This is a genomic window from Tardiphaga sp. GW821-FHT12E02 (assembly GCF_058807155.1).
The window spans coordinates 5,786,098-5,807,677 of the sequence record NZ_JBXAQK010000001.1 but is presented as its reverse complement, the minus strand read 5'-3'; the positions used below and the strand labels follow the sequence as shown (position 1 = coordinate 5,807,677).

The 21,580-nt window shown below is 61.8% G+C and carries 17 protein-coding genes and 1 pseudogene; 9 read left to right on the top strand and 9 right to left on the bottom strand.

The genetic code is table 11. The annotated features are described in order from the left end of the window. Positions 1 to 5: 5 nt before the first annotated feature. Both AC1RQ5_RS27270 and AC1RQ5_RS27265 read right to left on the bottom strand, forming a co-directional pair. Positions 6 to 836, bottom strand: coding sequence for an aldo/keto reductase (locus AC1RQ5_RS27270; RefSeq protein WP_493203204.1), 831 nt, complete (start codon positions 834 to 836; stop codon positions 6 to 8). Between the two features lie 75 nt (positions 837 to 911). Beyond that, positions 912 to 1,490: a TetR/AcrR family transcriptional regulator gene (locus AC1RQ5_RS27265; protein WP_493203203.1), complete on the bottom strand. Its 579-nt coding sequence runs from the start codon at positions 1,488 to 1,490 to the stop codon at positions 912 to 914. Positions 1,491 to 1,628: 138 nt separating this feature from the next. On the opposite strand from AC1RQ5_RS27265, the gene AC1RQ5_RS27260 reads away from it, so the two are divergent. The 4 genes from AC1RQ5_RS27260 (at position 1,629) to AC1RQ5_RS27245 (ending at position 7,489) form a co-directional block, all read left to right on the top strand. Beyond that, positions 1,629 to 2,618, top strand: a complete 990-nt coding sequence (locus AC1RQ5_RS27260; RefSeq protein WP_493203201.1) for a zinc-dependent alcohol dehydrogenase family protein — start codon at positions 1,629 to 1,631, stop codon at positions 2,616 to 2,618. A 202-nt stretch (positions 2,619 to 2,820) separates the two neighbouring features. Beyond that, positions 2,821 to 3,111 carry a metal/formaldehyde-sensitive transcriptional repressor gene (locus AC1RQ5_RS27255; RefSeq protein WP_109462186.1) on the top strand — a complete coding sequence of 97 codons (291 nt, stop codon included), beginning with the start codon at positions 2,821 to 2,823 and terminating at the stop codon, positions 3,109 to 3,111. Between the two features lie 215 nt (positions 3,112 to 3,326). Next, a complete protein-coding gene (locus AC1RQ5_RS27250; protein WP_493203200.1) occupies positions 3,327 to 4,436 on the top strand; it encodes an S-(hydroxymethyl)glutathione dehydrogenase/class III alcohol dehydrogenase in 1,110 nt (369 codons plus the stop codon). 392 nt (positions 4,437 to 4,828) lie between these two features. Then, entirely contained in the window at positions 4,829 to 7,489 is a 2,661-nt protein-coding gene (locus AC1RQ5_RS27245) for an excinuclease ABC subunit UvrA (protein ID WP_493203198.1), read from the top strand. A gap of 229 nt (positions 7,490 to 7,718) precedes the next feature. Here the strand turns inward: AC1RQ5_RS27245 and AC1RQ5_RS27240 are convergent, their stop codons facing one another. Genes AC1RQ5_RS27240 through AC1RQ5_RS27230 form a run of 3 tightly spaced genes read right to left on the bottom strand, consistent with a single transcriptional unit; the run spans position 7,719 to position 10,203 of the window. Beyond that, complete coding sequence (locus AC1RQ5_RS27240; protein ID WP_493203196.1) at positions 7,719 to 8,537, bottom strand: hypothetical protein; 819 nt, start codon at positions 8,535 to 8,537, stop codon at positions 7,719 to 7,721. 28 nt (positions 8,538 to 8,565) lie between these two features. Then, positions 8,566 to 9,336 (bottom strand): hypothetical protein, encoded by a 771-nt coding sequence (locus tag AC1RQ5_RS27235; protein ID WP_493203195.1) that lies wholly within the window; start codon positions 9,334 to 9,336, stop codon positions 8,566 to 8,568. A 30-nt stretch (positions 9,337 to 9,366) separates the two neighbouring features. Next, entirely contained in the window at positions 9,367 to 10,203 is an 837-nt protein-coding gene (locus AC1RQ5_RS27230) for a hypothetical protein (protein WP_493203194.1), read from the bottom strand. A 115-nt stretch (positions 10,204 to 10,318) separates the two neighbouring features. Here AC1RQ5_RS27230 and AC1RQ5_RS27225 point away from each other — a divergent pair, with 115 nt between their 5' ends. Beyond that, the gene (locus AC1RQ5_RS27225; RefSeq protein ID WP_493203192.1) at positions 10,319 to 11,299 is read left to right on the top strand and encodes a hypothetical protein; all 981 of its coding nucleotides are present in this window, start codon (positions 10,319 to 10,321) and stop codon (positions 11,297 to 11,299) included. Positions 11,300 to 11,694: 395 nt separating this feature from the next. Here AC1RQ5_RS27225 and AC1RQ5_RS27220 read toward each other — a convergent pair whose 3' ends face one another. Further along, positions 11,695 to 12,567, bottom strand: coding sequence for a hypothetical protein (locus AC1RQ5_RS27220; protein ID WP_493203190.1), 873 nt, complete (start codon positions 12,565 to 12,567; stop codon positions 11,695 to 11,697). 156 nt (positions 12,568 to 12,723) lie between these two features. On the opposite strand from AC1RQ5_RS27220, the gene AC1RQ5_RS27215 reads away from it, so the two are divergent. From AC1RQ5_RS27215 to AC1RQ5_RS27200, 4 genes and pseudogenes are all read left to right on the top strand, one after another. Beyond that, positions 12,724 to 13,590, top strand: a complete 867-nt coding sequence (locus tag AC1RQ5_RS27215; RefSeq protein WP_493203189.1) for a helix-turn-helix domain-containing protein — start codon at positions 12,724 to 12,726, stop codon at positions 13,588 to 13,590. Next, positions 13,563 to 14,024: pseudogene (locus AC1RQ5_RS27210) on the top strand (ImuA family protein); the annotation flags it as partial. The gene AC1RQ5_RS27215 and the pseudogene AC1RQ5_RS27210, both read left to right, overlap by 28 nt. Next, positions 13,945 to 15,465, top strand: a complete 1,521-nt coding sequence (locus tag AC1RQ5_RS27205) for a DUF6504 family protein (protein ID WP_493203187.1) — start codon at positions 13,945 to 13,947, stop codon at positions 15,463 to 15,465. The pseudogene AC1RQ5_RS27210 and the gene AC1RQ5_RS27205, both read left to right, overlap by 80 nt. Beyond that, complete coding sequence (locus AC1RQ5_RS27200) at positions 15,462 to 18,728, top strand: error-prone DNA polymerase (protein WP_493203186.1); 3,267 nt, start codon at positions 15,462 to 15,464, stop codon at positions 18,726 to 18,728. Before AC1RQ5_RS27205 ends, AC1RQ5_RS27200 begins: the two co-directional genes overlap by 4 nt. Before the next feature lie 315 nt (positions 18,729 to 19,043). Here the strand turns inward: AC1RQ5_RS27200 and AC1RQ5_RS27195 are convergent, their stop codons facing one another. The 3 genes from AC1RQ5_RS27195 to AC1RQ5_RS27185 form a co-directional block, all read right to left on the bottom strand. Then, entirely contained in the window at positions 19,044 to 19,229 is a 186-nt protein-coding gene (locus AC1RQ5_RS27195; protein WP_493203184.1) for a hypothetical protein, read from the bottom strand. A gap of 81 nt (positions 19,230 to 19,310) precedes the next feature. Beyond that, positions 19,311 to 20,177, bottom strand: coding sequence for a hypothetical protein (locus AC1RQ5_RS27190; protein WP_493203182.1), 867 nt, complete (start codon positions 20,175 to 20,177; stop codon positions 19,311 to 19,313). A 290-nt stretch (positions 20,178 to 20,467) separates the two neighbouring features. Continuing rightward, a complete protein-coding gene (locus AC1RQ5_RS27185) occupies positions 20,468 to 21,238 on the bottom strand; it encodes a hypothetical protein (RefSeq protein WP_493203181.1) in 771 nt (256 codons plus the stop codon). Positions 21,239 to 21,580 lie beyond the last annotated feature (342 nt).

Here is a 21,580-nt window from a genome sequence, read left to right as displayed (position 1 = left end):
TGACGCTACAGCATTTCGAGTGGGCGACGGCCCGCTGGCCGGGGAAATGCCGCGTCGAGTGTCGCAAGCTGAGCGTCGGAAAGAACGATATCGGCGGCCGCGCGGTTCTCCCGCACATGAGCGACTGAGCTCGCTTTCGGGATGGCGATGAGACCATCTTGCCGCAACGTCCACGAAAGTGCGACCTGCACAGGGGTTGCGCCAACCTCGGCTGCAATTTTGTCGAGAGCGGGGTGGATAGAAAGTCGTCCCTGCTCGACTGGACTATACGCCATAACCGGTATGTTATGCTCGGCGAGCCACGGCAGCAGGTCCAATTCGGGGCCTCGCCGGACCAGATTGTAGAGGATCTGATCGGTCACGCAGCCATCCCCGCCCGCAGCGACAAGCTCTTCCATATCGTCGGTATCGAGATTGCTGACACCCCAGTGTCGGATCTTTCCTGCCGATTTGAGCGCCTCCAATGCCTCCACTGTCTCAGCGAGCGGCACCGATCCCCGCCAATGGAGAAGGTAGAGGTCCAGCCGGTCGGTGCCGAGCCGCTTCAGGCTCGCCTCGCACGCACCGGCAAGGCGGGAGCGCGCTGCGTTCTGCGGATATGCCTTGCTGACGAGGTACAACTGGTCGCGAACGCTGCCCAGCGCCTTGCATATCAGCGTTTCCGCCGCACCATCGCCATACATTTCGGCGGTATCGATGAACGTCATGCCCAGTTCGACACCGGCGCGTAGCGCGGCGATCTCATCGGATCGGCGCTCGGCACGTTCGCCCATCTTCCAGGTGCCTTGACCCATTGAAGGAACCACTTCCCCGCCGGGCAATGTCACGTGTTTCATCTGCTTTCGTCCTATGAGATGAGTTCGACTGTTCGGTCGCGGGAGGCGGATTGGCAGATGACCACCATGTAACGATCATATCGCGGCTGGCCATCGATCGAGTGCCATTTTGGCGATGGAGAGCAGTTCGTTGATCGTAGCGCCGTCGCGCGCCTGAACGGACATGCCTTCCATGACCGTATTGATGAATTTGCCTAGCACGGCGGGATCGGTGTTGGCCGCAAGCTCGCCCTGCGCGGCGCCGCGTTGCAGACGCTCGATCAGGAAGGCCTCCGCCGCGATACGCTTGTCGCGCAGCAGGCATTCGATGGCGGCGGACGCCGGCGAAACGGCTGCCGCTGCCGAATACATGAAGCAGCCGGCCGGCGTTCCAGGTTCCGAGAATGATGACGCCGCTCGTTCCAGCAGGCCTTTGACGGCCTCGTAGGTGGACAACGCCGGATCGTTGATGGGTGCATAGAGGTGGACGCTGAACGTCGCGGCGTAGCGCTCGATCACCGCCGCAAACAGCCCCGCCTTGTTGTCAAACGCTGCATAGAGACTGGCGGCGGCGACGCCAGTCTCCGCCACCAGATCGGCCATCGATGTCGCCTCGTAGCCGCGCTGCCAGAACAGCCGCACCGCCTTGTCGAGCGCAGCGTCAGTGTCGAACACACGAGGGCGACCTGCGCGGCGACGGGCTTTCGTCTCTGTCATCTCTGGTGCACGATATGGAACAATCGATAAATAATATCTTGAAACTGGTGGTCCACTTCTTTACAGAACGATCATTCAATAATCAAGGAGTCTCCAATGAGCCGCATCGTCCGTATCCACGAATATGGCGACGCCAGCGTCCTCAGGATTGAAGATGTGGCAGTCCCCGCGCCCGCGGCCGACGAAGTGCAGATCGCGGTGAAGGCGATAGGCATAAACCGCGCCGAGGTGATGTTCCGCAACCATGCCTACCTTCAGGAAGCCGAGTTCCCGAGCCGCCTTGGCTATGAGGCTGCCGGCACTGTCGTGACGGTCGGCGCGGACGTGACCGGGTTTGCGCAAGGCGAAGCCGTCAGCGTCATCCCCCCGCTCGATATCGCGCGCTGGGGCACTTATGGCGAGGTCGCCAACGTGCCCGCCCGCCTCGTCGTCAAGCATCCGGCGGCGCTGTCGTTCGAGGAAGCCGCGGCCGTGTGGATGCAGTATGTCACCGCTTGGGGTGCGCTGGTGGAACAGGCAAAACTCGGCGAAGGCGATTTCGTCATCGTCACTGCTGCTTCCAGCAGCGTCGGCCTTGCTGCCTTCCAGATTGCGCGGATGGTCGGCGCGACGGTAATCGCGACGACGCGTACCGGCGCCAAGCGCCAGGCCCTGATCGAAGCCGGTGCACATCATGTCGTCGCGACCGGGGAAGAGGATCTGGTAGCGAGGGTGATGGAGATAACCGATGGTCAGGGTGCGCGCGTGGTGCTCGATCCGGTCGGAGGCCCGTCGTTCGGGCCGCTGACCGAGAGCATGGCACGCGGCGGCATCCTGCTCGAATATGGCGCGCTCAGCGGCGAACCGACGCCGTTCCCGTTGTTTTCCGTGCTGGGCAAGAGCCTCACGCTCAAGGGGTATCTCTACAGCGAGATCGTCTCGGACGATGCCGCCCTCGATCGCGCCAAGACGTTCATCGTGGCGGGTCTGGAATCGGGCGCGCTCAAGCCGCGGATCGCGCGCACTTTCCCGCTCGACGCCATCCAGGACGCTCACCGCTTCCTCGAATCGAACGACCAGATCGGCAAGGTCGTCGTTACGGTCTGACCGGCATACCGGGGGGAGTGAGCGATCGCTCCCCCCTTACCCGACAGAGGATCGGACCCTCGGCGCCCATGCCAAGGCTGCTCGTGGCGCAGGCTTGAGAACATGACCGGAACCTCGCCCGATTAGAAAAACGCCCGACTCTGTGCAGGATTGAAACTCCCCCCCTGTATAGTATGTTGGAGCGATTTCTCGGGAAAACGCGATGCCACATTCATCAGAGGACAAGAAGCGAGCCATCACACGCTTGCGGCGTATCAAGGGTCAGGCGGACGCTCTGGAACGCGCGATCGAAGCGGGGGCCGATTGCGCTCCCCTGCTGCAGCAAATTGTCGCCATGCGTGGTGCGACAAATGGACTGATGGCAGAAGTGATGCAGAGTCATCTCAGGGAAACATTCGGTGCGGGCGCAGATCGGGCCGTCGGAGGCGCAGGTGGCGATCACGATGACGGCGTGGAGGGCGTAATGAAGATTCTGCGTACATATCTTAAATGACAATTTCAGGCTCATTTTCTTGCCCGTGTTCTCCCGCACTTAGAAGCCAGCCCCTGCTGTCTTCTCTGGTTTGAGATCCTCGTTAGGACACCTCTTGTATACTGCTAGGGAGTATGATAAAGATACTCCCTGCCAGTATGGGAATGTCGACGAATTTGCGCTGACGCAACGGCCTCGCACCAGCAATCGGTTTAACTCAACGAGGGTATCCCAACATGAAATCTCGCGCCGCTGTAGCCTTCGAGGCGGGCAAGCCACTCGAAATTGTCGAGATCGATGTCGCCCCACCCCGGAAAGGCGAAGTCCTCATACGGGTGACGCACACCGGTGTGTGCCACACCGACGCGTACACGCTGGCGGGGAGTGATCCGGAGGGTGTTTTCCCGGCGGTTCTGGGCCACGAGGGCGCGGGCATCGTTGTCGAGGTCGGTGAAGGCGTCACCAGCGTCGGGCCGGGCGATCACGTGATTCCGCTCTACACCGCCGAGTGCGGCAAGTGCGACTTCTGCCTGTCGGGCAAGACCAACCTGTGCGTCGCTGTCCGCGAAACGCAGGGCAAGGGCTTGATGCCCGATGGGACCACCCGCTTTTCGTACAATGGTCAGCCCCTCTATCATTACATGGGCTGTTCAACCTTCAGTGAATATACTGTCGTCGCCGAAGTCTCGCTCGCCAAGATCAATCCCGAGGCAAACCCCGAACATGTCTGCCTGCTCGGCTGCGGCGTCACGACCGGCATCGGCGCAGTCCACAATACCGCCAAGGTCCAGCCCGGAGACTCGGTCGCCGTGTTCGGCCTCGGCGGCATCGGCCTCGCGGCGATTCAGGGTGCGCGCCAGGCGAAGGCGGGTCGCATCATCGCCATCGACACCAATCCGTCCAAGTTCGAGCTGGCACGCCAGTTCGGTGCGACCGAGTGCATCAACCCCAAGGACCATGACAAGCCCATCCAGCAAGTGCTGATCGAGATGACGGGCTGGGGCATCGATCATACCTTCGAGTGCATCGGCAACGTCCACGTCATGCGCGCCGCGCTTGAATCAGCGCACCGTGGCTGGGGTCAGTCGATCGTGATTGGCGTTGCCGGCGCGGGCGAGGAAATCTCCGCCCGCCCATTCCAGCTCGTCACGGGCCGCGTATGGAAGGGGTCCGCTTTCGGTGGCGTCAAGGGACGGACACAGCTCCCCGGCATGGTCGAGGACGCGATGAGAGGCGATATCGATCTGGCCCCATTCGTAACCCACACGATGGGTTTGGAGGAGATCAACGAGGCCTTCGCACTGATGCACGAAGGCAAGTCGATCCGCACGGTCATTCACTACTGACCCGCCGATCCGAAGCGGCGCGAGGCGCTCGGATCGACAACTCGGCCGTCATCATGGCCCGACCCTGGCCATGATGAAGCGCGCTCTGGCAAATGGGCAACGCGTCGCGATGCGGTAACAAGCGCCGAAGTGCGGTCGTTACATGCCGATAGCGGGCACGGACCAGGGCCGCCTGGCCCAGGCGCTTACCAGCGGAGTGTGTGTGGCCTCGTCGCGACCCAACGGGAAAATGGTTTTGTCGTAACCTTTGTCTAATGCTGGAAAAGTATTTCAAAGGTGCCGAACATCGGGCCAGCCTGGCCGTTGGATGTATTGAGTCGGAAATGCATTCATCTGTTACCCGACTGTGATGAACCACGGGCCGCACGGGCGTATAGGGCGGGAAGACTGAATTGAAGAGCAAGGATATTCACGCGACGACGCCGGCCACCGATCATGGGCATACGGGGCCGCCCGCTTGCGTGCAGGTTCGCGGCGCGCGCCAGAATAACCTCAAAAATATTGACGTCGATGTACCGCGCGACGCCTTCGTGGTGTTCACCGGCATATCGGGCTCGGGCAAGTCATCGCTCGCGTTCGGCACCCTTTATGCCGAAGCCCAGCGGCGTTATCTGGAATCGGTTGCGCCCTATGCCCGTCGCCTGATCGACCAGGCCGGCGTGCCGGAGGTCGACGCGATCGACGGTTTGCCGCCTGCGGTCGCGTTGCAGCAGCAGCGCGGCTCGGCCAACGCGCGATCCTCGGTCGGCAGCGTGACGACGCTCTCCAGCCTGGTGCGGATGCTCTATTCGCGCGTCGGCGAATATCCGCGCCATCAACCCATGCTCTATGCGGAGGATTTCTCCCCCAACACGGTAGCGGGGGCCTGCGCGACCTGCCACGGCATCGGCCGCGTATATGACGCGACCGAAGAGACGATGGTTCCTGACGACAGCCTCACCATTCGCGATCGAGCGATCGCCGCCTGGCCGGCCGCCTGGCATGGCCAGAACCTGCGCGATATCCTCGTTTCGCTCGGCTATGACGTCGATACGCCGTGGCGCGACCTGCGGAAAAAGGATCGCGACTGGATCCTCTTCACTGAAGAGGCGCCGACGGTGCCGGTCTATGCGGGCCTGACGCCCGAACAGACCCGGACGGCGCTCAAGCACCGCATGGAGCCGAGCTACCAGGGCACCTTCACCGGCGCGCGCCGCTATGTGCTGGAAACCTTCGCCAACACTAAAAGCGCGCTGATGAAGAAGCGCGTCTCGCAATATATCATCGGCCGCGATTGCCCGACCTGCGACGGCAAGCGCCTGAAGCGCGAAGCCCTGTCGGTTAAATTCGCCGGCCTCGACATTGCCGAGTTCGGCGACCTGACGGTGCTAAAGCTGAAGGACTTGCTGATGCCCGTCGCGCATGGCGCGTATGGGGCGGTCTCTGCCCCCTCAAAGGGCCATGTTCTGGAAAAAGCGGCCCGCGATGCAGCGGTCGAGCAACGGGTTGCGGCGGGCGGCTCTGCGCACAAGAGCGCGCCCGACGTACGCCGCACGCCCAATCTCTCCGACGAGAAGCGGATCGCCGCCCAACGCCTTGCCTGCGAATTGATCGAGCGGCTAGAGCCGCTGATCGATCTTGGCCTTGGCTACATTTCGCTCGACCGCAGCACGCCGACGCTCTCCTCCGGAGAGCTACAGCGCTTGCGGCTTGCCACGCAATTGTCGTCACAGCTTTTCGGCGTGGTCTATGTGCTTGACGAGCCTTCGGCAGGGTTGCACCCGGCAGATGGCGAAGCCTTGCTCACCATCCTCGAGCGTCTCAAGGCGGCGGGCAACTCCCTGTTCGTCGTCGAACATGATCTCGACGTGATCCGCCGCGCGGAATGGCTCGTCGATGTCGGCCCAGGAGCCGGGGAAAAGGGCGGTGAAGTCCTCTACAGCGGGCCGATAGAGGGGCTTGCCGACGTCGAGACTTCGATCACCCGCCGCTACCTGTTCGCAGAGCCGCTCCGCAGTGAGCGCACACCGCGCGATCCCAAGGCGTGGCTACGCCTGGAAGGGATCAGGCGGAACAATCTCCATGGTCTCGACGTCGAGTTTCCCATCGGCTGCTTCACCGCTGTCACCGGCGTTTCGGGATCGGGCAAATCCAGTCTTGTCAGTCAGGCGCTGCCCGAGCTCGTCACGGAACACCTCGGCGGCGCCCCCGTGGCCGAGGAGGAGGATATCGATCCGCTGCTCGATGTTGCGCAGAACGACACTGAAGGACGCATTGTCGCAGGCATGGAGCATGTTCGCAGGCTGGTGCGGGTCGATCAGAAACCGATCGGCCGCACGCCGCGCTCGAACCTATCTACCTACAGCGGCATGTTCGACCATGTGCGACGGATCTTCGCTGATACGCCGCTCGCCCGCCGGCGACACTACAGCCCGGGAAGGTTCTCGTTCAACGTCGCGCAAGGCCGCTGCCCTGTGTGCGAGGGCGAGGGATACGTCATGGTGGAGCTGCTGTTCCTGCCGAGCGTTTTTGCCCCGTGCTCGACCTGTCATGGCTCTCGCTACAACCCGCAAACGCTCGAAGTCGAATGGAAAGGGCGCAATATCGCCCAGGTGCTCGAACTGACGGTCGACGATGCGTGCGATTTCTTCGTTGGCGAGGCATCTGTGATGCGCTCCCTCGCCGTGTTGCGGGAGATCGGTCTTGGCTATCTGAGGCTCGGTCAGCCGGCGACCGAGCTGTCTGGCGGGGAGGCGCAGCGCATCAAGCTGGCGACTGAACTGCAACGCGCTCAACGCGGCAACACGATCTACATCCTCGACGAGCCAACTTCGGGGCTTCACCCCTCCGATGGCGACCGGCTGATGCAACACCTGCAGGGACTCGTAGACGCCGGCAATACCGTCGTAGTCGTCGAACATGACATGCGCGCCATCACACAGGCGGACTGGATTATCGACCTGGGACCGGGGGCCGGGGAAGACGGGGGCCGTATCGTTGCCAGCGGCGTCCCTGGCGTCGTTGCGGAAGCGGAAGGCAGTCTCACCGCCCGCTATCTCAAGGCGGCGCTGTAGGTCGTAAATCTGGCCGAACGCACGTTCCATCAGGTGCATCTCAACCACACGTTGGAATGGGTCGAATCTGGAAGCGGGAGCCGGCGGTGTGTCACCGCGGTTGACGCGGCTTAGGGTTTGAGTGCCCGTCAGGTGCGCCGTGTTCGTGTGATACGCGGCGTGGCGTACGGCCAATCGCTGGCCATCCGCCACGCTTGCTTTGTGCGGACCTTCTCCAGGGAGAGGGCCCTCACATGGCGACGCTGCCGCGCAGCTTGTCGGCACCGACAAGCGCGATCTTGCGGTCGAGGACGGATTCGAATTGGGCGATGTCGATCGCTTCGAGGCCGAGGACCGCTCGCATGCGGAGAGCGTCGAACTTGTCGGCACAATCGAGATAGAGTTCGAGCTTCACCTGCAGCGGATCTTCTCCGATCTCCATCGCGACGATGTCCTCGACGGCGAGACCCGTAAGGACCGCACGGTTGCGCAAGCGCGAAAGTTCGTCTTCACGGATCTTGGCGAGCCTGGATGCGACCCGCTCCTGCCGCAGAGGCGCGAATGTGCTGAAACGGCAGTTCGTGGGACGGTGTGTGAAGTCGAAATCGTCCGACACCGAGTAATCCGGAGCGAACACTACGACGGCCACGTCCGGATCGTTTGGTGTCACGTCGAAGAGCTTGCCGTCATCGCGCTCGTGCATCGCGTAGAACTCCGCCGAGACGAATAATGGCGTCGTGCGTATCACCCATCCGAAGACCGGTCGGCCGCCGTCCTCGACCATTGCCTTTGCGACATTGACCATGCACTGACCAGCCTCGGCGTCTTCGACCGGGACCACCTGCACCATCTTCACGTCCGGGCAGCCGAGTTCGTTGGTGCACACCTTCTGCACGTCGTACGGCACGTGTGGCCATATGAGCGGACTGATCTCGACGGTTGCCTTCGATTTGCTGCGCGAAGACGTCCGCTTCGGAGCGGGCTGCCCGCAAGATGCAGGGGCGACCATGGGAGCGCGGAGAACGGTCGTGATCGGCTGCTGCGAGTGGAAATTGATGACGTTGGACATGGATGGTTCTTCCTTGCGAACGGTGTGTTCAAAGAGCGGAGGTCACCATGGTGTCGAAGATGCCCCCCGCGCGGCGGCTTTCGACGATGGCATCAAGCCGGCGCAACAAACGTGCCTTCTCCAGGTTGAGTGAATCGTAAGCGTCCATGTCGTTGCACACCTGACCTTGAGGAGTCGGCGTCAGAAGACTCTCGACACGGTCGGAGCACGCGAGAAAGCGATCGATGGCGACCTCCAATTCATCGTCCGGAAGTCTCGATGCCACCCACTCCTCCAGCGACATGCCCATTGCTCGCGCGCGTTTGAGCTTGGACTTCTTCTCCTTGAGCGAGAAGCAGGCGATGGCGTCGCGCGCCCGGTCCGCCCTGCTCCGCCCGACATAGGTACGGATGCGACGGTTGGCAGGACGCTTCATGAAATCGAAGCTCTCATCGACTGTCGGATCTCGCGAAAAACAGATACCGCGTTCTCCGTCCGGCTTGGGCGTCACGTCGACGAGATCACCGGCAGGCGTCCGCCAGACAGAGTGATACTCGGCCGTCATGAAGTAGCAGCCTGCCCAAATGATCCGGCCGAACACTGGCGTGCCGCCGTTCGTCTTCACCACCTCAGCAACGTTGCGATAGCACCAGCCGGTCGTCGCGCCCGGAGCCGGCCGGACCGGAACGCGTTCCGGATCGCATCCGCCGTCAACGAGCGCGAGTGCTCGGACGGCCGGCGTCACCACGGGCGGAGTGGTCTCGAAGGCCGCGGACAGGCGGTGGTCTCCGCGGCTGATCAGGTCCGTGAAGGTGGACATGGCTTCCTCAGGATTGAGTGCGGCAACGCGTTAGTGGCGGGTGTACGGCCTCTCGTTGCGCAGTTTGGCGATGCCGCGGCCGACATCGTCCCAGTCGACGGCGGATTCGAAAGCGTCCCGCACGAGGTCGTCATCGAGCTCTTCGACGATCGTCTGGCCGATGTATGCATCGACTGCTGCGGTGATCAGGATGCAGATTTCATTGCCGTCCCATTCGACGACGGGCTTGCGGAGCCACACGTCGAGGTCATCGCTGTAGTTATCCGCGAGCGAGGCTTCCGGTGCGCATGCCTCGGCGACCGCGGCGCGCAGGCGCTGGTGGTTCTGCCTCTCGCTGATGGTGAACAGCTTGCGGACGCTGTCGACAGTGATGCGGACTTCGATCCGGTCGGTCTCGAAGTTATTCTTCGTTCCAGACTTGTGGAATTTCCGGAACTCGAAGCGGAGAGGGAAGCCGGCTTCGGTCGAGGCGTGCTGCTGGAATGCGCCGCAGAAGCCTTGCGCCATCTCCTTGCGATAGCGGTTGAAGCTCGTGCAGCGCGCCAACACCCTCACGAAGTCTTCCGCATTCAGCCAGGAGCGCCGGTCTTCCATGTCCGCACGGTCGCGCGCTTCGCGGGCCATCGCGACGGCAAGTTGATCCTTCCAGTTCAAGCGGTCCACGCCGCCGAAGTGCGGAAGGAATGCGCGGAGGGTTGTCGACTGTCGTGGGACGGAAAAGCGGGGTGACGGGATTTGGATGCTCGCGCTGGTGACAGCAACGACAGCATCGAACGATGGCGCAGCTGCACTGGCCGACATCGGCGGGAAACTCAGGAACTGGCTCCGGAGGTCGTGCTTGCGAATCTCGTGCGAAAGGTTGGACATGGCGGCCTCTTGGTAGTTACGTTGCTTACAACGTTGGCGACTGATGTGGTTAGTGACTGCAACTTAGATTAAGGAACCCTCCCCGTCTTGGGGCGAGATAGGTGCGATCTGAATCATGGAAAACCAGCGACTAACGTCATCCAGACAATTTGATCAGTTGGCCGGATCGCTTCGGCGGGATGACGCGCGTCCAAAACGCTGGTTTGAGATAGCCGCTGCGTTCGATCTGCTGATGTCCACCGCACAGCGTCATGGGCTTCAGGCTGATGCCCAGATCAGAACTATCGCAGAGGATGCAAGCGGCCTGTCATGGGGGCTGCTGGTCCGCTATCTCTCGGTACATAAGCGGCTGGGCGATATATCGATCAAGGAGGCGACGACAGTCGAGAATTTGGTTTCGAACAGCTTCGCCCCGGTAGAGATCGCGGTGCGACTGTACGACCGCAACCGCGAGGATGGCCTGAAGGCTCTTGTCGACCTGCATCATGGTCACCAGACCTTGGCATCCGTTCGACAGTCGCTCGAATCCGCAAAGGCGGGCGCAGCGGACGGAGCGGTGGTCGCAAAGAGTCTGCTTCTTCGCAAGCGGGCGACGGAAATTCAGTTGTTGGAGGAAGCGCTTCACGACGAACGAGAGCGCTACAGGCTGTTCGGGGAGAGAGCCAAGGTCGTACGCCGCCCACCTCTCGTGTTCTTCCGTTCGCTCGGTGTGGAAGCGCGGATCGAGGGTCGTCTGGTGGGAGGAGCTGATCTGTTCGCGATGGATGCCGCTGTAAAGGCAGATCAATTCGAGGCCGTGCTGCCAGCAACGCTGCTGTTGGCGCGATACTTTCCCACCTTCTATTTGATTTTCTCCCGTGATTCAGACCCGAAGGTTATCGGGCGCGCGACTAAGGCGTTAGAGATCTTCTCTCAGCCGCAGATAGGCCTCGCCAGGCTGACAAGCGACGGGTTCGAAATAGAAAAGGTGCCACAAGCGAACGACCTTCCTGCCGATCATTGCTATGACAGTCTTCGGGATCGGTTGTTGGCCGCTCGGCAGCATCTAACAAATGCCCCAGGGAAGGGTCCAAAGCGAAGAGGTGCCAAAAGCTAGATCGAGTGCGCGGTCAATGAAACGTTGGGTCAAAGCTAAGAAAGGATCTCCTCAACCCATCCCGCATCGATCATGACCTGAAGCTTTCTCGTCAGCGTGGATGGGTCCATGTGGTTTGCACGCGAAATTTCAGACTGCGTATGGATTCGATAGCTGCAATCGCTCGTCGTCTGATGAGGACTGAAAGACTTCATCAGAGCGCCAATGTGTAAGTCTTTCCCCGGTTTCGATTTAGGGTAGAGAGAGGTCCACCCAAAATGGGCATCCGGAATTACACGCTCTAAGGCGTTGCTCTCATTGTGTTTTCTATTTCACTACGATGGAGCTGTTCCTGCTCGCTGAGGGGCGTGTAAAAGGGCTTTGAAGCGCTTTTACACGTCGTTGGTCTTTGGCCTTTAATCCAAGCCAGAGATACGCGGGCCGCGGCCGAAGGCAAACTTTGCCTCTAGGGCGGCGTAGTCCGTGCTCCGGTCGGGTGTCGGTCCATCAACCGCTTGGCGTACAGGCACCACCAGACCTTCAGCGTCCAAATAGAGAGTTCCGAACGACTTCGCGTCGAAGAATTCCAACGTCTCGCCGGCACTCGATGCGAACTCGGGGCCATTGTCACCATGAAACAAAATAAAGAAGCGTTTGAAGAAGGTCGATAGCAAAACGGCGGGCGCCAATTTCGCTTCGAGCATCTGTCCCTCCGCTTCGAAATAGTCGATGCCACAGATCGGACGCCCGCTCTTATCTAGAACAAGCCACCCGATTTTCGAGAACGGTGCCAACGCGGGACGGCGCACGAGAGAAGTTCCGCGCGGAAAGTCTTTCTGAACATAGCGCTCGAGACCTCGTTCGCAGGCGTCGATCTGCTTTCCGCGCGTGATCTTATCGACGGCTCGTCGCCGCTCAATATCGGACAACTGCAGCCGGAGCTTCGTCAACGTCGTTCGACGCTCCTTCAACATCTGCAGAGCGATCAGCCCAGCATCCGGATCCCTGTCGTAAATTCTCACCGCGATCTCAGTCGCACTGAAAACGGGTGTCATAAGGCGGTCGAGCGGCAAGTTGTGACGCTCCGAAATCTCTCTGAGCCGGCCGAGCACTGAGAGATATCGGCTCAGCATATTCGGGGAAAGAAGCGAGGTCGCCGCCGCCTCCTTCCTCCTGTCTTCCAAAGTCATGTCTCGAAACGCATCCAGGACTGTCGCGGCCACCACGAACCACGGTTCGTCCATCTTGGACACCCTGTGCAGCTGCTGTCGGAAATCTTCACCGCCCATTAACCATGCTCCCAAAAGCGAACCGCGAACACGGGTTGCACGCTTGCTAATTATATGCACCGAGAGTAATTTTTACACACGTTGATGATATCTCGCAATTTGCAAATCGCAAGCCTCTCGGTGGAGTTGTGAGATCCAGGTAGAGAGTGTGTGACGATGAGTATCGTTCTCAACGATCTCCAAACCGTCGAAGCGGAAGGGATTGAACTGGTTCCTGCTGCCGAAGCAGGGGGGCTCTCGACTGCTGCCGGCTCGATCTCACTGGGAGAGCTTTGCGAGTTTGCGCTGATCCGATACCAGCACCAACTCGATGCCGTCGGAAAGCCAGACCATCAGACGGGCAACGCTACAATTCACGAAGAAGGTCGTGAAGCGAAGGATCGCAATAAGATCGCCCAATATAAGAGCGCTGCGTTCACTTCTGTCGCTAAGCGGTATGGCGGTTGGGATGTCTGTGCCAAGACCGCCATCAATGCTGCTCTAATTCTGGCGAATGCGCTTCCGAACAATCGCAAGCCTCGCGCAGAGCTCAACCGCGCACTCCAGCACCTCGCTCAATTCGACCGTAACGGGAACAGGACCGTCAAGCGGTTGACGCACCATACCAGCAAATTGAAGGAGCTCGGGCCTTTCGCGCAACTGCTCTCCACGGCGATGGAGCGGCATGGTGTGTCGATCAAGGAGCTCGCTGACAAATTTGGCATCAAGTACGCCAGACTGCGAAAGTGGGTTCGTAGCGAAAACCTTCCCAGCGCTGACTACGAAATGCTCATAAAGCGATTGAGCGTCTTTTTGGGTCTTGGGCGGGACGAACTGTGGAAGTTAAATCCGACCGTAGCCCGCATCAGCTGGCCGATAAATTTTCCGCCCTGTCGTAAGGCGCGCGATCGCGTGACCAGGAAATGCCCCGGTATCGCGAGCATGGCCCACGACGATCAGGAAAGGATGATTTGGACGATCCACAATGAGCCCCGCACGAAGGTGGAACGCATGAGCAAGCGGGCCTCGGCCCGGACCGCGTGATCTACCTGGAGGCCGGCGACGAGAAGTCCCTGCTCGCGAGCTTCGAGGAAGGCGCGCGCCATGGATGCCTCGGGGCGGTCGTGGCGGAGGTGTCCAGATTTTCGATGACCGCATCCCGGCGTCTCCATCTCGCTGCCGAGGCTTCCGGAACCATGGCGATCGCCATCAGGCGATGGCGCCGGCAGACCGAAGCCGCCGATTTCGGACAACCGACGGCATCGACGACGCGCTGGCGCGTCTCGGCGCTGCCATCCGTCCCGCTGCCGGTTCCTGGCGTCGGCCGTGCGCGGTGGCTGCTCGAACTGATCCGATGCCGCGCCGGCGAAAGCGCGGATTTCGTAGTGGATGCTTGCGATGGCGAGGGTCGTCTCCGTCTATCTTCCGACCTGGCCGATCGATCGCGTCATGCGCGCGATGGGCGCCGGCGCGCCTGACGGTGGGAAACCGCTTGTCCTCGTCGGTCAGCACGGCCGCCAGCGTGTCGTGACCGCGGCCAACGTCGTCGCCATCGCACTCGGGCTGCGTCCGGGCATGCCGGCCACCAAGGCGCAGGCATTGGTGCCGGACCTCGTCGTGATGGATGCCGATCCGGAGGCCGACGCCAAGGCGCTCGACCGGCTCGCGGTCTGGGCGCTGCGTTATTCGCCGGTGGTCGCGGTCGATGATCCGGACGGGATCATTCTCGATACCTTCGGAGCCGACCATCTGCACGGCGGCGAAGAGGCCATGGCCTCTGACGTCGGCAGCCGGCTTCGTCGGTCAGGTATCAGAGCTAGGGTAGCGATCTCGGACACGTGGGGTGCGTCGCACGCTTTGGCGCGCTTCGCTGCCGACGAGACGACAATCGTCCCTCCTGGAGAAGCGGAGAAGGTCATCGGACAGCTCCCCATCGCTGCGCTCCGGCTTCCGGCCGACATCGTCGGGGATCTACGCCGTCTCGGGTTCGAGCGGATTTCCGATCTGCGCGCGGCGCCGCGCGCTCCGCTGGCGCTGCGCTTCGGACCGGTCGTTGGGCGCCTCATCGACCAGGCTTTCGGCGCCGCCGCCGAGCCGATCGATCCGCTGCGCCCCGCGGAGATGATCGAGGTCAGGCGCACCTTCGTCGAGCCGATCGGAGCCGCCGAGACGATCGCCCGATACGTCGGCAAACTCGCGGCGCACTTGTGCGAACGTCTCGAAGAGAAAGGCTTGGGCGTTCTCCGTTCCGATCTCGTCTGCCATCTCGTCGATAACCGCATCCAAGCCGTCAGGGTGGGTACCGCGAAGCCGCTGCGTCACGCCGGGCGTTTGACGCGGCTTCTGTGCGACAAGATCGAGACGATCGATCCCGGCTTCGGCATCGAGACCCTGCGGCTGGCGGCGACGCTCGCGCAGCCGATCGAAGCGACGCAGAAGGTGTCGTCGTTGATCGAAACGGCCTCCGCCGACGTCACCGATCTCGTGGATGTCCTCGCCAACAGGCTGGGCGAACGATCGCTCTATCGGTTGGCGCCGGCGCAAAGCGATGTTCCGGAACGGTCCTTCGTGCGGGTCGCCGCGACCGCGCCTGCGGGCCGAGCCGGCTGGCCGGTCGGGTGGCCGCGGCCATCGCGCCTGCTTCCCGCACCTGAAAAGATCGAGACCGTGGCCCTGCTTCCCGATCATCCGCCGGTGAGCTTCACCTGGCGCGGCGTGCGCCGGCGAGTGAAGCGTGCGGACGGTCCCGAGCGGATCTTCGGCGAATGGTGGAAGAGGGACGCCGAACTGGTCGCCGTGCGCGACTACTTCCGTGTCGAAGACGAGGCGGGCGAGCGCTTCTGGATCTTCCGCGCCGGCGATGGCGAAGATGCCGCGACGGGATCCCATCACTGGTTCCTGCACGGAATCTTCGCGTGAGCGCGCGCTATGTCGAACTGCAATGCACGTCGCATTTCTCTTTCCTGCGCGGTGCGAGTTCCGCCGAAGAGCTGTTCGCGCAAGCCGCTCTGCTCGGCCTGGATGCGTTGGCGGTCGCCGATCGGAATAGTCTAGCCGGCATCGTCCGCGCGCACGAAGCGGCTAAAGCGACGGGCGTAAGGCTGGTCGTCGGCTGCCGCCTCGATCTCGACGACGGGACGTCGTTGCTCGTCTATCCGACGGACCGGAACGCCTATTCTCGCCTTTGCCGTCTTCTTTCCGTCGGCAAGAAGCGCGGAGGGAAGGCGAAGTGCGTTCTGCAGTGGGCGGACGTGGCCGACTGGAACGAGGGACTTGTCGCCATCCTGATCCCGGAACAGGCGGATGATCTCTGCGTGATGCGGCTCCGGAAGGTGCGGGACGTCTTCGGAGATCGCGGCTACCTCGCGCTGACCCTGCGTAGAAGACCCAACGATCAACTGCGGCTGCACGAGCTGGCAGCGCTCGCGCTGCGCTTCCGGGTGCTCACGGTCGTGACCAACGACGTCCTGTTCCACGATCCGACGAGGCGAATCCTTCAGGACGTCGTCACCTGCATCCGTCACGGCGTCACGATCGACGAGGCCGGTTTCCGGCGCGAACGTCATGCCGATCGCTATCTGAAGCCGCCCGAAGAGATAGCACGCCTCTTTGCGCGTTATCCGGAGGCGGTGGCGCGCTCGGTCGAGATCGCCGGCCGCTGTCGGTTCAGTCTGGACGAGCTCGCCTACCAATATCCGGAGGAGCGTACGATGCCCGGGCTGACGCCGCAGCAGGCGTTGGAGAAGCTGACCTGGGAGGGGGCGACCGAGCGATATCCGGAAGGCCTGCCCGAGGAGGTGATCGGCAAGCTCGAACATGAATTGCGTCTGATCGAGCGCCTCGAATACGCGCCGTACTTCCTCACGGTGAATTCGATCGTCCGCTTCGCGCGAAGCCGGGACATTCTGTGCCAGGGACGCGGCTCCGCCGCCAATTCTGCCGTATGCTACGTCCTTGGCATCACTTCCATCGATCCTGGACGCAACGACCTTCTGTTCGAGCGCTTCGTGTCGGAGGAACGTCGCGAGCCCCCGGACATAGACGTCGATTTCGAGCATGAACGCCGCGAGATCGTCATGCAGTGGGTCTTCGAGACCTACGGGCGCGATCACGCGGCGCTGTGTTCGACCGTCATCCGATATCGGGCCAAGGGAGCGCTGCGCGATGTCGGCAAGGCTCTTGGTTTGACGGAAGACCTGATCAAGATGCTGTCGTCGCAGGTCTGGGGCTGGTCCGAGGAGGGCGTCGAGCCGAAGCATGCCGAAGAACTCAACCTCAATCTCGCGGATCGCCGCCTCCGCCTCGCGCTTGAACTTGCCCGCGAACTGATCGGAACTCCTCGGCATCTTTCACAGCATCCGGGCGGCTTCGTGCTGACCCACGACCGGCTCGACGAACTCGTTCCGATCGAGCCCGCCGCGATGGCCGATCGGCAGGTCATCGAATGGGACAAGGACGACATCGACGCGCTGAAGTTCATGAAGGTCGATTGCCTCGCGCTGGGCATGCTGACCTGCATGAAGCGGGCGTTCGAATTCCTCAAGATCGGGAAAGGAATCGAATTGGATCTCGCGACCATTCCTTCCGAGGATCCGCGAACCTACGCGATGATCCGGAAAGCCGACACGCTCGGCACGTTCCAGATCGAAAGCCGCGCGCAGATGTCGATGTTGCCGCGGATGAAGCCGCGGACCTTCTACGACCTCGTCATCGAGGTCGCCATCGTGCGGCCGGGGCCGATCCAGGGCGACATGGTCCATCCCTATCTCCGCCGTCGCGAGGGCAAGGAAGCCGTGGTCTATCCGAAGCCAGAACTGGAAAAGGTGCTCGGAAAGACGCTCGGCGTTCCGCTTTTCCAGGAGCAGGCGATGCGCGTCGCGATCGAGTGCGCGGGGTTCACTCCGGGAGAAGCCGATCAGCTCCGCCGCGCCATGGCGACGTTCAAATTCACCGGCGGCGTCTCCAAGTTCAAGGACAAGCTGATCGACGGCATGGTAGACCGGGGCTACGACAGGGAATTCGCGGAGCGCACCTTCGGTCAGCTCGAGGGTTTCGGCAGCTACGGTTTCCCGGAGAGCCACGCGGCGTCCTTCGCGCTGATCGCCTACGCTTCTTCCTGGATGAAATGCTGGCATCCGGACGTGTTCTGCGCGTCTCTCCTGAATGCGCAGCCGATGGGCTTCTATGCGCCGGCGCAGATCGTCCGCGACGCCCGCGAGCACGGGGTCGAGATCCGGCCTGTCTGCATCAACGCGTCACGGTGGGACTGCACTCTTGAGCCTGTCGATGAAGAAGGGTTTCTCGCGGTCCGCCTTGGGCTACGCATGGTTCGCGGATTAGCAAACAAGGATGCCGCCTTGATCGTCACCGCCCGGACGGACGAGCCGTTCACGTCGATTGACGATCTGTGGCGCCGGACAGGCGCTCCGGTCTCGTCCCTCGTCGGGATAGCGGAGGCTGACGGCATGCGCGAGAGCCTGGGGCTCGCCCGGCGGGACGCCCTGTGGGCCATCAAGGCGTTGCGCGACGAACCGCTGGAATTGTTCGCCGCAGCCGCGGAACGCGAGCGGCGCACGATAGCGGAGATCGGGGAGCCGGAGGTCGCGTTGCGTCCGATGACGGCCGGAAGCGAAGTCGTCGAGGACTATCGACATGTAGGCTTGACGCTGCGTGCTCACCCCGTCGCCTTCATGCGGGAGGAACTGACGGCCAAGCGCATCGTCACGTGCGCCGATGCAATGTCGGCTCGCGACGGCAGGTTCCTGACTGCTGCGGGCATCGTCCTGGTCAGGCAGAAGCCCGGTTCGGCGAAGGGCGTCATGTTCATCACCATCGAGGACGAGACGGGCGTCGCAAATCTGGTGATCTGGCCTTCGCTGTACGAACGTCAGCGCCGGATCATCCTCGGCGCATCGATGGTGGCCGTTCAGGGAAGCATCCAGCGCGAGGGCGACGTCGTCCATCTGGTGGCGCGGCAGTTGAAGGACCTGTCGGTGGATCTCGCCGGCGTCGGCGACCGTGACGAGAACTTCCCCCTACCGCATGGTCGCGGCGACGAATTCCATCATGGCGGCTCTCCCGATGCGCGGAGCCTTCCGCCGAAGGGACTTCGCACGCGCGACATCTACATACCCGATCTGCACATTGACAGTCTTCGGCTCAAGCCGCGCAATTTCCGATAAGCTTCCATGCGTGCGCTCCAAAACCATGCGGCGCATGTACTCAGATCCGTCTAGCCGGGTTTGCGAAGCGTCACCATCCAAGATCCTCACACCAATAGCGCAGACGCCAGACGCGGTGCGAGATCCAGCGCTTCAGTCGGTACCAGCGCGGTCACGTCTTGGACGGCGTGCCGAAAGCCTTCCGGACCGCTGTCAGCTCCTCATTTACCGCAACTTCGTATCGGCCAGTGAGCGCGTCTCGAGCCATCTGGTTCAGACAATCCGATGAGTGGGTGTCGTAGCCCAGCGGGTCTCTGGATCTGCGGAGTGTGACCATCAGCTCATCTTCTCCGTTCTCAACTTTGCCAGCAGCGTCACCACTGCGGTCAGCTCGTCTCTGGTCATCTCATCGACGCCGACTTCAATCATGCCTTCGGGCGTGTTGCGCCAGATCTTGAGGCTGGGATCTTCCAAGTCCTGCATCACGTCTAGCATGAGCGGTGTCATCTCGTAATCGCTCACGCTACGGTTTCCTTCTCGTCGATAACATGCCGTGCAGCGGGCATCTTTGTCTCCGAAGTTCGCGCTCTGGCGGAGGGCGGCCTAGATTCTGGCCTTGCGAGCGACCCACAGGTCTCCCATGAGTTTTTTCAGCTTCGTGACCCGCTCCTTGAGAGTCGGGAGGTAAAGCTCATCGACCTCCACGCATTCGGTCGCAATGCAGGCTTCTGCAGCATCGAACGCATCGGCCGCATCGATGTAGCGGTCGATCGCGGTTGCCAACGGATCAACCGGGAATTCGAACGCAGCATAGTCTTCTTCCGTGATGCCCGCCGTTGTTGCCGAAGCGCGCAGCCGCGATCGTTCGGCTTCGGACATCTCCGCCAATCCGTCGGCAACATACGTCGCTCTGCTGGGAAGCACGTGGTTTGCGAAACGGTAGTCGGACGGTCTGTCTTCCCAGGGAAAGTCTGTCGGGATGGATCCGTCAGGGGCGAAGGCAGAGAAATTGCCACAGCCAGGAGCCGGGGTGGGATCGATGAGGCTGCCGTCATCACGTTCCAGCACCACGTGGAATTTCACGGCTGTCACCAGCTCGCTGCAAAGGAACTTGCGGCCAAAAAGCGGGCGGCCTCCTTCCTCCGCAGCTCGGCGCATGACGTTGCTCCAGGGATCGTATGGTTGAGCGTCCTCGTCTGCGTCGATGTACACATATCGGGCCGGCGAACAGCGCAGTTCGTCGCTGCACAGTTCAATGATTTCGAGCGGCGCGAACGGGTGGACGATTGGCGGCTTCTCGGCAGTCGCCGACGTCGCGGCGCTGGTTTCGCCGGACGCAACGTCTGCCGCGGCGCGCTTGCGCGCATCTCCGGCAACGGCGGACGGCTGCTTGATCGGCAACGCGAGGCGTTCGATGGCGGAGCGTCGCGCGGGTTTCAACAGTTCGAGATAGATGACGTTGTCGGACATAACATGCGGCCTTCTTATGGGATCAAGTTAGGGGACGAAGAGGACGTTTCGCATTCCGGGGGGCGGCCTGATCGTGTGACGGCCTTTGGGCGGGCGGTAGTCGATCGCGGGCGGCGGCCCAGATATTGACCGTTCGAGGTGGATGACATTCTTGGACATACGGGTGCCTCTCTGCTGCGTGCGGTGTCTTTCGGGCCGAAGAGGACGGCTCGCCCCGCTGGGGGGCGGCCTGATTGTGTGGCAGCCTTTGGGCAGGCGGCGGTCGATGCGGATCGTTGCCGAAGCGGGCGTCATTGACCCGCTCCCGCGTTGATGGCACCGAGCCGCTTGTGTGCAGCCGCCGCGCCGTCGAGGCGTTTCAGCAGACGCAGTTTCTTCTCCATCAAGCGCTCGTAACGCTCCACGTCTGCGGTATGGAGGCCATCGGGCGTGGGCGTGAGCATGGCCTCGATCTGGTCGGAGCAATCGAGCAGGGCGTCGATGGTGGTCTCCAGAGAGTCACGCGCCGGCGTGCGATCGACGACGAAATCCTGCAGCGACATGCCAGCCCCCTGGGCTTTGACCCGCATCGACTTCATCTGCTTGTCGGACAGACAGGAAATGAAGTCCCCGGCCCGCTCCAGCTGCGAACGGCCTTTGTAGGTGCGCATCCGGACAGCGGCGGGACGCTTCAGGTAGTCGAAGCCGTTGCCGGCATCCGGATCGAGGCCAAACAGAACGAAATCTTCGCCATCGGACTTGGGGGTGATGTCGATCGCGCCGCGATCCGGCGTCATCAGTACGGCGTGATACTCGCGGGTCATAAAGTACGGGCCCACCCAGACCACCCAGCCGTACATCGGCAAGCCGGCCATCTCACGGTGTGCTTCGAGGACGTTACGGAAGCACCAGCCTTCCTGAGCGCCCAACCGCGGCTCGACCGGAACCCGCATCGGCTCGGAGCGGCCGGCCGGACAGGCAAATCGCGCAATCTCCGACGTGATCAAGGCGGGGCTGGTCTCGAAAGCGGCCGAATGCTTGCGGTAGTTCTGCATCGCTAACGTCTGCGTAAACGTAGTCATCGTCTAGAGCTCCATTTGCACTTGCGTAGTTGCCGTGCTGCTGCGGAGTCTACTACCGCATCGATTGGAAGAAGTCGAGCTAAGAGAGAAAATACGGCTTAGAGGCACTTGAGGAGATCGCTAGAAGTTTACGGAAATAAAGTGCAGCGTGAATAGACCGGTACTAAGTCTTAGACCCAACGATTGGTCGTTCAGACGGACCTGGCTTAGACAATAACCGGTGTTACCGGGCCAAGACGTATCATAACATCGATGCCGGGCCGACGCGCAAAAGTATGTTTATCTGCGATCTTGGCGAACAAGCGTATGTGGTCAAGTGTCTTCCGTTGACCGAGCCAGACT